This is a genomic window from Paraburkholderia caffeinitolerans, assembly GCF_902859945.1.
Lineage (GTDB): Bacteria > Pseudomonadota > Gammaproteobacteria > Burkholderiales > Burkholderiaceae > Paraburkholderia > Paraburkholderia caffeinitolerans.
In genome coordinates this window covers 1-14,047 of sequence record NZ_CADIKL010000015.1, presented here as the reverse complement: position 1 = coordinate 14,047, position 14,047 = coordinate 1, and the positions used below count along the sequence as shown (strand labels likewise).

Below are 14,047 nucleotides of genomic sequence, written 5' to 3'. Positions count from 1 at the left end.
GCAACAGCCCTCACATTGAAAACCGATGCTGCGCCGGCAACGCCGGCGCGATGGCTGCGGCCATCCCTTGGAGAATCAAGATGAAATCGCTGGAAGAGATTCGTGCAGAATTGATAGCGGCCTTCGACGACAAGGAGATCGAGAGCAAGAAGCCGGAGTCCGGCCTCAAGGACCAAAAGGCCCCTGTCAAGGGCTTGAGGGTAGACGGCAAGCTGTTGAGCCAGTCTCCCCATTTCAATGACTATCTGAGGATAGGCCACTATCTGTCCTATGGCCCGCGCGCGCCGATCAGCGGCGAACCGGTCATACGGAATGCCTTGATCAAACTGGATGAGGACATGACGCAGCGGATAAACAAATACTATTCCGCCAAATCGCGGGCGATCGATTACTTCCAGAAACAGGAGGCCGCCTACAAGGCGAAGGCTCCGCCGGAGAAGGACAGTGACTACTCCAAGCTTCTGACGGCCTCGCTGGACGAGTTCGAGCGCGCCCACGGGTTCATGGTCGTCGGCGAGCGGCTCCCGAACTATGCCGGCTTCGTCTTTGGGAATGTGTTCAAGGAGTCGCTGGCGCTGAAGCAGCACTGGAAGGACGTCGGCGCGGGCGAGAAGCACGGCGAATACACCCATCGCCTGCAGTGGTACATCCTGATCCGGGCGGGCGCAATCAAGACCGTTCCGGTGAACCAGGAAGCAACGATATTCGCAAGCATCGCCCCGTGGCAAAAGGGCAGGACCTGTAATCTGTGGACCTTCCTTCTAGATCTACTGGTCACGGATACCTCGATTGGCAACGACGCGCTCGACTTCCGCTCTCCGGAAAATCTCAACATGTGGCTGGTTGGCGACTCGTCGCCGGAATTTTGCCCGGTCCTGCGAGCATTTCTACGTGCCCGCATGGCCAAGCGCAAATCCTTGTACAACATGCGCGATTATCTCGTCAAGAAGCTGAAGAAATCGGAAAAGGAAGTGGACGAGATCATGACCTTCATGCAAACCGAGAGCATGGAGAACCGTAATGCATCGGCGCGCATCGCCTTCCCGAAGGGCGCCAATCCCAAGTTCGATCCCTATGTGAAAACCTAAAAATCGCCGCAGCCATGCTGCCCGTTCAACAGCATGCAGCTATTCAAATTCGGTTGCGAGCGCACGCGTTTCCACTCGACCGCGAGCAGATCCTGATCGCTGCCGGGCGGCGTGGTCGTGAAGAGCGGCTGATTCGAGCCCACGCAGATATTGGTGCCCTGCAGGTTGTTCTCGTACACGAAGGTCTTCTCGCTCATGCCGAAGAACGACTGCATCGCGCTCACCGCCAGCGGCAGATCCTGAGCGTAGCGCGGCGCCGTCGACGGCGGTGCGGGTGGCGGGGGCGGCAACGACACCGTGAGCGTGCCCGGCGCGTTTTGCACGATATAGCCCACGCTCGAGAAGAACGCCGGGTCGATCGGATATTGCCCGGTCGGCGAATTGGTTGTCGCGCTGGTCGAGAACGTGCCGTTCAGCGTGGCGGTGGTGTCGCCGTTGATGAGGCCACTCGTGGTAAAGCCGAAGTTCGGATTCGGCGCGCCCACGAGTTTCGTCGCGCCATTGGCGGTCACGATCACCGTGGGCCGCGCGATGTACACGAAGTGGTCGCCCGTGAGCGGCACCACGCCGCCCCAACTGCATCCCGCACCGTACGCGCAGCCGTAGAAGTTCGGCTGCGAGGTGTTGGGCTGCACGTTGCCGCGCGTCTCGCCCATCCATGTCGAAGCCCAGATGCGCCAATTGTTGGTCGCGCTCACGTTGCCCGTGCCGTTGTTGGTGAATACGCCGTTCTCCATCACGAGATCGATCGTGCCGCCCGCGCTCAGGTTGGTATTCTTGCCGCCGGTCGGGCCGTTGGCCGACGCCGTGCCGCCGCCCAGCCCCACCCCGCCCGTCGCGGCTTGGGCGAGCAGGTTCCCGGTAAGACTGGAGTTGGTTGCGTCGATCGTGGTGGCGGTGTTCGATGCCGCGTCGAAGGAACGGCTCACGATCGGGCCGATCACGAAGCTCGTCGAATTCAGGAAGTTCACATTGCCGGCGTTGAGCATGGCCAGCACGCCCACGTCGTTCTCGGGATCGTTCAGCGTGAAGTTGCCGGGCCCCTGTAGCAGCAGCCCGGCTGCCTGGATGCCGCCCGGGTCCGTGACCGCGCCCGCCGAGGCCAGCGTGAGCGTATTGTTGCCGAGCGAAATGCCGTAGAGCAGTTGAATGCCGTGGCTGCCGCTGCCGGTATTCATCAGCGTGAGGCTCTGGTTCAGGGTCGGCTTGACGAGCGACGTGCAGGCGCCTTGCGAGGGGCAGACGCCGCTCACGGTGATGAGGCCCGTCTGCGTGCTCGAACCGAGCGCGAGCGCCGAGAAGCCGGAGAACATCGAGTACAGGCCCGCGTCGATGCTCAAGCCCGCCGCGCCGGTGCCGAACAGCGTAATCGGCGTGCTGTCCGAGGCGATGAAGGCGAAGGTCGTGGGGTTGACGCTCGCGGGCAGGATCGCGAGCGTGCCACCCGAGGACGTGATGGGCGCGCCGCTGTCGGCGAGGCTCGTCGTGGTGCCGTCGTTGGCGGAGCGCAGCGCGACGGTGCCGTTGGGGCCCGCGTTTACCTGCACAGGGCCCGAGGCGTAGTTGAAGGAGGCCGGTACCGCAACGGCGCCGAAGGCCAAGCCGGCATCCGACGTGTTGGTCGAACCTGCGATCGAGATCACGGTGTTGGGCTGCGTGGCCGCGATCGTTCCGCTGTATACGAGCGTTCCGTAGTCATACTGAATATTGCCGCCGCTCGCGCTAGTGGTCGGACTCGTTGCCACGCCACGGATGTCGATGGTCCCGCCGTTGTTCGAAACGATTTGCGAGCCGTCGGCCACGAGCACGCCTTGCACGCCGTTGCCTGAGCCGCTGCCGCGGATCGCGAGCGTGCCGCTGCCGGTGGTGAGCGTCGTGCCCGGAGCGCTCGATACGCTCACCAGGCCCACCGAGCTGGAATCCGAATTGGCCGCGCCAAGCACCACGCCCGTCGACGAAAGGCCCGTCGTGGGCGTGCCCGTGGTGAGGCCCGTGAGCGTGATCGTGCCGCTGGTCGACGCAATGCCCGCGCCGACGAGATCGATGCCCACGCTGCCATAGGTTGTTGCGGGAACGCTGCCGTTGACCGTGATCGCCCCACTGCCGGTCTGAATCGCGGGCTGCGCGGTGGTAGAGCCGGTGGCGAGGTAGCCGCCGGAAAGGAAGGTGCCATACGCATAGTCCGTCGCGCCGGTGGCCGCGCCGCTCAACGTCACGCTGCCGCTGGTGGTCTGGATCGAACTGCCGTAGGCCGAGATGCCAAAGCCGTCCGTATGCGACTGGCCTGGTGCGTCGTTCGTCGTTCCGGAGATCTGCACGTTGCCGGCCGCGCCATTGATCAGCGTGTTCGAAAGCACCACGCCAGTGCCGCTGGAGTTGACGTTCGCGGTGCCGCTCACCGTGAGCGGGCCAGCCAACGTCGCCAGGTTCGACTGCGAAATTTCGACTCCGTACCCGTAGTAGCCCGACGCCGTCCCCGTGATGCCGATCGCGCCGCTGCCGCCCGCCGAAAGCACGGCATTCGACGTGCCTGCCGACACCTCCGAGTTCTGCCCCTGGAGCAACACGCCGAAGGTGAAGGCCTGCGAACTGCTCTGCGCGGTGCCGTTGAAGGAGATATTGCCGCCGCTGGTGCTGAGCGCGCCGCCCGTCATCTGGACGCCATACGCTGTGTAGTTCCCCGTCGCCGTGCCGGTCACCCCAATCGTTCCCGTGGTGGTCTGCATGGTCGTGCCCGCGAGCACCACGCCGGTCGCGTACGCGGGAGCCGCCGTGGCCGATTGCGCCGTCCCGAGCGGCACGGTTCCGCTCACCTGAATCCCCCCCGCCTGGGCGTCGAGCGTGGCCGTGTTGATCGACACGCCATAGGCCGTCCCCGCCGAATTGCTCGCCGTGCCGCTGATGCCGATCGCGCCGCTACCCGTGGCGCTAAACGCCGCGCCGCCAGCCGAACCGCCCTGGCCGCTCACATAATCGCCCTGCACCTGCACGCCATAATTTGCTCCGCTCCCCGACGAACTCGACGCGCCCGCCACGGAGATCGCGCCGCCCGCCGTATGGACGCCGCTGTCGAACAGATAAACACCCGGGCCCAGGCCCGACGTGGTTCCGTTGATCGTCGCATTCCCCGTGCCGGTGGCAATCAGCGAATAGTTCAGCACGACGCCGTTGCTCGCGCCGTTGCTGATGCTGTTGCCCGTGAGCGTGACCGCGCCGCTGGTATTGCTGATGATGGACGAGTCGAGTTCGATGCCGGTCGAGGCGGACGACGTCGAATCCGTGCTGCTCAGCTTGATCGCGCCGCCGTTCGCGGCAATCGACGCATTCGTGAGCTTGATTCCGGACCCGAAATTGAATCCCATCCTGCCCGTGAGCGTGACCGCGCCGCTGCCCGTCACATTGATGGCGCTCACGCCGCCCGAGCCCGCGCCCGAGATCGAGATGCCGCTATAGGTGGCCGCCGAACTGGCGAGGGTGGCGTCGCCCGATCCGCTCAACGTCACTGCACCATTCGTAGTCCCAATCGAACTCTGATTCAGGGTGATGCCGTTGCCGTCATAGAGCGAAGTGCCACTGATCGACACGCCGCCGCCCGCTGCGGCGATGGTCGAATAACCGAGCGCAACGCCATCGCCGAATCCGCTGGTGCCCGTGATGCTCACCGCGCCGCCCTGGGTGGCGATCGTCGAGTTCGTGATGCTGACCGCGCTGCTGGCCGTATCGCCGATCGTGAACGTGCCGCCGTTGGTATTGAAGGTCGTGTTGGCGATCGTCACGCCGGTAGAGCCGGGCTCGCCGTACGCCTGGGCGTCGAGCGTGACGTTCAGCGGGCCGGCGCCTGACGCCGCGCCGATCGTTGCATTGCCGGATGGATTCGTACTGGCGTCGACATTCACGTAGCCCTCCGCGTTCAACGAGAGCGTCGTGGCGCCGCTCGCCGTGCTCACGATGGGCGTGTTGACGTTGATATCGCCCTCGCCGGTCGTTACAACCAGATCGCCGGCAATCGAGATCGCCGAGATGGAGCCAAGGCTGGTGAAGGTGCCCGACGCCGCGTCGTAGCTGTTCGCGCCGGTGGCCGCGAGCGTCAAGGTTTGCGAATCGACGAAATTCACGTTGCCCGTGCCATAGAGCGACAAGGTGCCGACCGCATTGCCCGTGTTGTTCAGCGTGAAGGTGCCCGGCCCGCCCAGCACCACGGTGACGGCCTGGATCGCGCCGCCCTGCGTGACCGGTCCCGCCGAGATCAGCGTCAGGGTGTTTTCCGGCATGAATATACCGCCCGACAGATCAATGCCCTTGCTGCCCGAGCCGTTGTTCTCCAGCGTCAGATTGGTCGAGACCGAGGTCTCGGGGGCGACGGAGATGCTGCCCGTTTGCGTCGCGCTGCCGATCACCACGTTGGCGAAGCTGGACAGCATGGCCATGGCGTAGGTGTTGATGCCGAAGGCCGCTGCGCCATCGCCCAAGGCGATCGGCGTGGCGTCCGAATTGCCGATGCTGAAGTCCGCATTGACGACGCCCGGCAGCAGGATGAGCGTGCCGCCCGGCGACGAAACGTTAGGTGTCCCGTAGAAATACAGACCGCTGGTGCTGCCGTCGTTTGCCGCGCGTATCGTGACGATGCCGTTCGTGCCGGTCTGGATGCTGGGGACGGCGGTGAGCTGTCCGTCCAGGTAGCTCGAAACCGTGACACCGGGGCTCGCCGAGTTGCTGGACCCGGTAATGGCGATCGTCCCGCCCGCGCCCTGCGCGTACAGCGTCGCCCCGGTGGCGATCAACACGCCCTGATCGAGGTTCGTGGTCGTGCTCTGATCGGTTCTCGCACCCGTCACCTGCCCGCGAATGTCGATCGAGCCGCCGTTGGTCTGGATCGTCGAGGCGTCGTCGATGGCGACGCCCGACACCTGGTAAGGCTCGTTGCCGAGCGAATCCGCCCCAATGCCATAGATGCGCACCGAGCCGCTGCCCGTGGTCACCGTCGAGCCGCCCGTCGGCAGTATGCTCGGCTCGGGCTGGATAGCCGAGCTGATGTACACGCCGCCCACCGGAGTCGTGGTGCCGCTGCCCTGGGTCCCTTCGATTTCGATGTCGCCCGTGGACGTCGCGATGCTCGAACTGTAGATGCCCACCGCGTCCAGATGGCTCTGCCCGCTGAGCGCGACGGCGGCCGGCGCCTGGCCGTGGATCGTGACCGAGCCGCTCGAATTCGCTGCGGACTGGCCCACGCGCGCGTCGATGTTCGCGTACGAGAGCAGCACCGCCGCGCCGTCGAAAGTGGCCGGCAGCCCCGCCTGGGTGCCGATCGTGATGTCGCCGCCATTCGAGAACAGCTGGACCGGCGCCTCCGGTCCGCCCCGCACGGTAATGACGCCGGCACTGGTCGAATTGCCCACGTTGGCGTCCAGCACGATCCCGAGCGGTCCGCCGGTCGAGGTGATGTTGTTGGTGACGGTGATCGAACCCGAAGCGCTCAATGTGAGCGTGGCGGGCGAGGCGCCCGTCATCACGATCGGCGCCTGAACATTAATGTTGCCGAGCCCGTTGGCGGAAACCGGCGAATTGACCGTCGACACCGTCACCGAAGTGCCGGCATTCAGTTCGTCCTGGATCGCCGTAAACATCACCACCGAAGTGCTGGAGGCGGGGCCGAACATCACGCTCGGCGGGGTCCCGGTCGGACTCAAAATCGTGCCCGTGGGCTGGGCCACGATATCGATCTCGAACGGGTCGAGCTCCCACATCCCGCCCGTGCCCTTCGGTGCCAGCGCCTGTACCGTGGCGCCATTCGTGTCGAGGTAATGCGCGGAAGTCTCGACATAACCGCCGTTGCCACCCTGCGCGCCGCCGTTCGCGCTCAGCGTGCCGTAAAGCCGCGCAGCGGTCGTCCCGTACGCCACGATATGCCCGCCGTTGCCGTTCGTAAGCGCATCGGCATGGATCTGCGCATTCGGGTCCATCCACACCGCATCCGCATTGCGAATAGTTGGGTCCGCGCCCGCCGCGCCGCCACCCACGCGCACGCTGCCGCCGCCCGCCGCGCCGCTCGCGTTCAAATTCGCGCCCGCGAGCAGGCCCACGTCGTAGCCCGTCACGTCGATCTGTCCGCCCGTGAGCCCCGCGCCGCCCGAGGCGTCGAGCGTGCCCGACACATAGGTCTCGCCGCTGGTGCCGCCATCCAGCACGATATGGCCGTCGCGCGCAGCGAGGCTTTGCGCGCGCACGATGCCCTGCTGGTTGATGACCGTGCCCGCCAGCGCGTCGGCGGTTTGCGCGCTCATGACCACGGTGCCGCCGTCGGCGGCAAGCGTGCCCGCGTTGCCGATCAGTGCGCCCGCCGTGCCCGCGTTGATCTTCAGCGTGGTAAGCCCGTCACCGGCGAAGTCGAGCGTAACGTCGCTGCCCGCGCCCAGCGCGACCGTGCCGAGCTTCGCGGCCACGACGCCGGTATTGCTCACGGTGCCGCCGAGCAGCGCGATGGTGCCGCCGTCCGCCGCCGTGATCGACCCCGCGTTGACTACCGCGCCCGGCGCCTTGCCGATGAAATGGAAGTTGCCCGCAAGGAAGTCCGCGTTCGAGATGCCTAGCGTAGACGCCACGAGCGAGCCCACGTTCACGGAAGACCCCGGCGCGAAGATCACGCCTGCCGGATTGACGAGAAAGACGCGGCCGTTCGCGGAGAGACGCCCGGCGATGTCGCTGGGGTTGTTGCCCACCACGCGATTGAGCAGCGCCGACGATACCGAAGGCTGCGCAATATTCACCGCCTCGCCCGCGCCGATCGAGAACGTGTTCCAGTTCACGATGGCGTTCGGCGTGCTTTGCGTGATGTTCATCTGCGAGGCGCTGGGCGAGCTCACCGTCACGCCGCCGGCCACCACCTGCGCGCCGGTGGGATTGGCGAGCAGCGAAGTGGCCCAGGTGGCTTCGAACAGCGCCGCCACCACGCTCGCAATCGCCTTGGCCTGAAGCGGGCGCACGTTTGCCTTGCGTCCCGGGCGCTCTGTGACCCGCCCAGACGCCCTGTCGGTTGCCCCACCCGCCCGATTGCCGCCCCGCTTGTTCATCGCACACCTCGCCGGCATCTTCAAAACGTCTTGCTCAACTGCATATAGAACGTCGGCAGCTTGTCGTTGCCGGTCGTGTCGGGCGAGGTCGTGCGCCACGCCACGGTGCCCTGCCATGCGAATCCATATGGCAGCGCGAGGTACGCCCCCAAGCCCGCGCCGCTGCGCGTGATGTTGTTCGGCCCCTGGTTCGGGCGCGGATTTGCGTTGTACCAGCCAGTGCCGAAATCGAAGAACGTGAACGCGGTGATCTTCGAGGTCACCGCGTAGCGCGCTTCGGCGGTCGCCACGAAGCCTTCGTCGACCAGGCCTTCGGAGGGCGAATAAGCGCGCACCGCGTGCGGGCCGCCCAGCAGGAAGCGCGAGGAGTTGTCGAGGTTGGTCGCCGCCCATTGCCCCGAGAAGCCGAAAAACAGGCTCACTTTCTCGGTCACCGCGTTGAGCCGGTTCGCGAAGAAAGTCGCGCGCACTTCGTTGCCTGCGGTGTTGCGCCCGAACTGCGACTGGTCGATCGCGTAGTTCGCGGCGTCCTTGAAATGCAGGCTGCCGATCAGCAGTTCGATGTCCGCGCTGTTGAAACCGCCGCCGAACAGCCCGTCGCGGCTTTCGTAGGTGAGCCCCACACTGCCTTCGACCATCGAGCGCCGGTTGTGGTCGTCGACGACGCCGATGTTGTCCGAGAGATCGCGGAACTCGAGGTTCGCGCGCGCGAGCACATTCTGGTTGCGGGTGCGCAGCAGCGGATGCGTGACCGTGAGATCGACCACCGTGGCGTCGCCGGTCGCGTCGAGCGAGGAATACTGCTTGCCGAGCGTGTAGTTCAGGCGCGCCACCGCCACGCCCACGCGCGTGCCGTAGGCGTTCACCGGCGCTTCGTAACCCACGCGGCCATACGCGGTGTCGAGCCGCTCCGCGCCGAGGATGCGCAAATCGAGGTTGTCGCCGATGCCGAACGGCGAGTTCAGCCGCGCGAGGCCGCCCAACCGCCAGGTGCCGCTGGTGGCCGCGCCGTAGTTGTCGAGATCGGCGGCGAAGGTCCAGCGTTTGGCGGGCGCGACGTTGATCGTGAGATCCACGGTGCCGGGCTCGTTGCCCGACTCGATGGACGACGTCACCGTAATGCCGGGCAGATCGGAAAGCAGCAGCATGGTGCGTTCGAGCACCTGCTGCTGGAGCGGCGCGCCCACCGGAATCTGCTCCACGCGCGCGCGCAGCAGCGACTCCTTGATCGGCGTGCCGGCAGCCACGTCGAGGCGCACATGGCCCACGCGTCCTTCGAGCACGCTCATCGTCACCTGGCCCGAGGTCACATCCTGCGGCGGGATCACCACTTGTGCGAGCACGTAGCCGCGCGCGCGGTAAACCTGGGTGATCTGCGCGGCGATGGCCTGCAAGCCGGTGAAGTTCACCTCGCTGCCGATCTTGCTTTGGACCGGCGCGAGCAGCTCGTCGGCGGGAATCGTGTCGTTGCCTTTGAGCGTGATGCCTTTGAGCACGAAGCTCGCGCCGCCCGGCTGCACGGTCGGCGCGCCCGGCACGGGCTCCGCCGGGAGCGCGGGCGCGCCGCCCAGCGGCGCGGGGCGCGTGTCGCGCGGCGCGGTCTGCTGCAGGATGCTGCCCGAGTTCGGCGGCGCCTGGTTCAGCACGTTGCCCACGTCCGGCCGGGTCTGGATCGGGGGGATGCTGCCCGCGCCCGGCGGCGTCTGCCCCCAGGCGAGCGCGCTGCCCGAGCAGGCGAGCGCGGCAATCGTTCGGATTCCTCTTTTCATGTCATGATCCGCGCGCGATGGAAAGACGCCAGCCGCCCATCAGGTCGAACGGCGCCCAGAAGAACGGATGCGCGAAGCGCGGCTCCTTCATGACGGCGAGCTGCGCGGCGCGCATGGCGTCGATCGCTTCCTGGCCCTGCGAAAGCTGCGAATAGAACGTGCGCATGGTGATGGCCGTGGATTCGTCGGCCACCGGCCACATCGACACGATCAGGCTGGTTGCGCCCGCATAGAAGAACGCGCGCGTGAAGCCGAGGATTTCGTCGCCGCGCGCGATGCGCCCGAGCCCGGTCTCGCAGGCCGAGAGCGTGACGAGCGAGACGTCGTTGAGCTTGAGGTTGTAGACGTCGAGCGCGAGCAGCGAGTCGGGGCCGTCGGCGGGCTGGGTGGCGGGCGCGAGCAGGATGCGCGAGTGCAGCGGGTCGATGGTGTCGGCCTGGGCGTGCGTGGCGACGTGCAGAACGCGCCCGTCCGGCGCGCTCTCGCGGAACTGCGCGCGGGTGGCGGCGCCTTGCAGGAACAGCGCCTTGGTCGCGAACAGCGGCGCGATGCCCTCCACCTCGGCCTGCGCGCCGGGCAGCGCATAGGCGGGCGCGATGCGCGGATTGCCGAACGCCACGAGGTTGCTGGCCACTTTCTGGCGGCGCGCTTCGAGCTGCATCGCGACGCTCGCCGAAGGTTCGAGCGCGATCGGGTGCTGCTCGATCAGGAAGCCGCCGGGGCCGTGCAGCGCCTGGAACGGCAGATAGTGCAGCGCGCCGTGCGGCACGATGATGAGCCGCTCGCCGGGCTGCAGCGCGAGCGGCGCGATGAGCAGCGCATAGAGCTTGTCGCCGTAAGTGATCGCGTTCTTGCTCCGGTGCACGATGGCGTTGCGCACGTCGGTCACAGCCGTGTCGATGTCGGCGCGCTTGAGCGGCAGCGTGTGGCCCGACAGGCCGCTCTTGCGGATCACCCACACCACGAGCGTGTCCTTCAGGCTGTGGTACTCGACGATGGCCTCGTTGGGGCGCAGCGCGTCGCGCACCGTCTGGAGCGTCGGCACGGTGCCGTTCAACTGCTGGTCGTTCACACCCGCTTCCACGCGGTTGCGCACCACGTCGAGCAGCGCGCGCGCCCGGCTGCGCTCGGAAAGATTCCATGCGCCCTCGTAGTCGCCCGCATCGACGGTCAACTTGATCGCCTCTTCGAACACCGACTGCGTGTCGCCGAAGAGGCCCGTCTTGAACTCGTCGCTGCGAAAGCGCGAGCGGATTTTTTCGGAGTCGTCCACGGCGGCCATGTAGGCCTCACGCGCGTGGTCCTTGTCGCCGAGCGCGAGATAGGCGCGGCCGATGCCTTCGTGCACCCAGAGGTTGTCGTAGCTGGCTTCGCTCGCGCCGCCCGCGCCGGCGCTGGCGAGCTGTGCCTGGTAGACCTTGAGCGCCTCGGCGGGCTTGCCCTCGGCGAGCAGCAGCTTGCCTTCGATGCGGCCGCGCGCGGGCGCGAGTTCGCCGCTCACCTCAGTCGAGTCGAGCGTCTGGCGCGCGGCCCCCGTGTCGCCGATGGCGATCTGCGCGTTCGTGATCGAGAGCTGCACGAGCGGCCTGAAGCGCGGCGAGGCCGTGAGCATCGATTCGTCGTAGGCCGCGAGCGCGGCCTGCGCATCGCCGCGCCGCAGCGCCACGTCGCCGAGCACCTTGTTGGCGGGCGCGAACACCTGGTCGGGCGCCTTCGGGTGCGAGGCCAGCGCTTCCTTCGCGTATTTGTCGGCGTCGTCGAGGTCGCCCGCGTAGCTGTAGGCAATCGCGAGATCGCGCTTGGAGAGCGCGACGAGGTCTGCGTTGTCGGTACGCTGCGCCACCACGAGCGCGCGCGCCGCCGCGTTGATGCTGTCGCGGAAGTCGCCCCGCTCCGCCGCCGCCACCGACATGCTGCAGTAGTCGTAAGCCGGCAGTTCGACGCGGTCGCGCGAGAGCAGCAGCCGGCCTTCGTCAGTGAGCGACTTGAGCGTTTCGGCGTCGCGCTCGCGCTCGGCGGCCTCACGGAAGCCCTGCGATTCGGGCGCGAGGCCCGACGCTGGCGCGTCCGCGGCGGATTTCGCAGTGCTGCCCGGCGCGGCTGCGGCGGGTTTCGTTGCGCTGCTCGCGCCACTGCCGGTCCCGCTGCCCGCCGCGCTTGCAGCACGCGGCGCCGCTACGCCGAGCAACAACGCACAGAGCAGCGCGCCCAGCGGCGCACGCAGCGCCGCTGTCGTCCGGGCAAGCGGCGCGCCAGCCTGCCCGGAGGCCAACCGATGTTCGAGTTCGTCCACTTCGCTTTCCTGCAGGAAAGAAACATCACGCGACCGGGCCCAGAGCGCGCAACCGGAGCGGAGTCCGGCGGGCCATTTCCTATGTCTTAAGACGAAGTGGGGCGAAGGTTTTTGAAAGCGCGCGAAAAAATCCATGTGGGCTAACGTAGACAGGTCAGCGCGCACCATCGCGACACGTTCAAAATCGGCCATGCCGATTCGTCTAGGTGTTGGATGGGCGTGCGTCCAGCCTCGCCCGACACGGAACTCCGCTAGATGAGCAGCATGAGCAGCAGCCCTGACGACAAGACGGTCATCGTGTCCCCGCCCAGCGGACAGGACGCGCCACGCGTAGACGACGCAACGATGATTCAGGACGCATCGGCGCACGCGCCGCCGGCCAGCGAAGATGAGGCCGCGCAGGCGCAAACGCAGATGCAAACGCAGTTGCAGCCGCAGCCTGCGGAGACGGGCCCGAACGACCCGGCGGGATCAACACCCGCCACGCCCGAAGCCGCCCACCAGGCGCTGCCGATCAACACGCGCATCGCCGAGTTCGAGATCGTCGGGCTGATCGGCGAAGGCGGCTTCGGCATCGTCTATCTCGCCTGGGACACGCTGCTGCGCCGCCACGTGGCGCTCAAGGAGTACATCCCGGCCGCGCTCGCCGCGCGCGTGGCCGGCAGCGCCAATGTCACGGTGCGCTCGCAGCGCCACGAGGACACCTTCCGCGCCGGGCTCAAGAGCTTCATCAACGAAGCGCAGCTGCTCGCGCAGTTCGACCATCACTCGCTCGTCAAGGTCTACCGCTTCTGGGAGGCCAACGGCACCGCCTATATGGTGATGCCGTACTACGAAGGCGTGACGCTCAAGGAGACGCTGCGCCAGCTCGGCATGCCGCCCACCGAGGCCTGGCTGCGCGGGCTGCTCGCGCCGCTCATCGACGCGCTCGCGGTGCTGCACGGCGCGCAGTGCTTCCATCGCGACATCGCGCCCGACAACATCATGCTGCTCAAGGGCAGCCAGCGTCCGCTGCTGCTCGACTTCGGCGCGGCGCGGCGCGTGATTGGCGACATGACCCAGGCGCTCACGGTGATCCTCAAGCCGGGCTATGCGCCGGTCGAGCAGTACGCCGAGGTGCCGTCGATGAAGCAGGGCCCGTGGACCGACATCTACGCGCTCGCGGCCGTGGTCTATTACGCCATCGAGGGCAAGACGCCGCCCGCCTCCGTCGGCCGGCTGATGGGCGACACCTATGCGCCGCTCGCCACCACGGCGGCGGGACGCTATGGCGACGAATTCCTGCGCGCCATCGACCACGCGCTCGCCGTGCGGCCCGAGGAGCGTCCGCAGGACGTGCGCGCGCTCGCGGCGGAGCTGGGCATCATGGCAGGCGGCGATGCCGCGAGCGGACACGCAGGCGCGGGGCAGGAATTCGCGCAGCCTTATGCGTTGCGCGAAAGGGAAAGTGCGCTGCCGTTGCCGGGGGCGGCGGCACCGGCGGCATCATCGGCATCATCGGCATCATCGGCCTCGGCAGCTTCAACGCCGGCTGCGTCTCCTGCCGTAGCGCGAGCGGCAACGCCCACGCCGCCCACGACAGCCACGGCCGCCACGAAATCCACGCCAGCGCCCGCTCGCCGCAAACGCACCATGCCGCTGGTGATCGGCGCGGGGGTCGTCATCGTCGCCGCCGTGGGGGCTTGGGTCGCGCTGCAGCCATCCGATCAGATGCCGCGCGTAACCCTGCATATCACGCCGGCAGGCCAGGCCCCGGCCTCAGCCAGCGCGCCGACCGCCGCGGCGCTCGCGACCGCAAGCGCCGCCGCCACCCTGCCTCCCGTGCCGCCG

5 protein-coding genes are annotated in these 14,047 nt (G+C 67.1%); 2 read left to right on the top strand and 3 right to left on the bottom strand.

Translation table 11 applies throughout. The annotated features are described in order from the left end of the window. Nucleotides 1-80 precede the first annotated feature (80 nt). Nucleotides 81-1,088: a LirA/MavJ family T4SS effector gene (locus HV773_RS16595; RefSeq protein WP_175195607.1), complete on the top strand. Its 1,008-nt coding sequence runs from the start codon at nt 81-83 to the stop codon at nt 1,086-1,088. Here the strand turns inward: HV773_RS16595 and HV773_RS16590 are convergent. The 3 genes from HV773_RS16590 to HV773_RS16580 all read right to left on the bottom strand — a co-directional run bounded on the left by HV773_RS16590 (nt 1,085) and on the right by HV773_RS16580 (nt 12,217). Continuing rightward, complete coding sequence (locus HV773_RS16590; RefSeq protein ID WP_175195605.1) at nt 1,085-8,068, bottom strand: two-partner secretion domain-containing protein; 6,984 nt, start codon at nt 8,066-8,068, stop codon at nt 1,085-1,087. The genes HV773_RS16595 and HV773_RS16590 overlap by 4 nt on opposite strands. A 107-nt stretch (nt 8,069-8,175) precedes the next feature. Next, nucleotides 8,176-9,924, bottom strand: coding sequence for a ShlB/FhaC/HecB family hemolysin secretion/activation protein (locus HV773_RS16585; RefSeq protein ID WP_175195603.1), 1,749 nt, complete (start codon nt 9,922-9,924; stop codon nt 8,176-8,178). A 1-nt stretch (nt 9,925) separates the two neighbouring features. Next, nucleotides 9,926-12,217 (bottom strand): CHAT domain-containing protein, encoded by a 2,292-nt coding sequence (locus HV773_RS16580; RefSeq protein ID WP_246282295.1) that lies wholly within the window; start codon nt 12,215-12,217, stop codon nt 9,926-9,928. A 264-nt stretch (nt 12,218-12,481) separates the two neighbouring features. Between HV773_RS16580 and HV773_RS16575 the strand changes: the two genes are divergently transcribed. After that, nucleotides 12,482-14,047: serine/threonine-protein kinase (locus HV773_RS16575; protein WP_246282294.1), on the top strand; the 1,566-nt coding region annotated here is incomplete at its 3' end.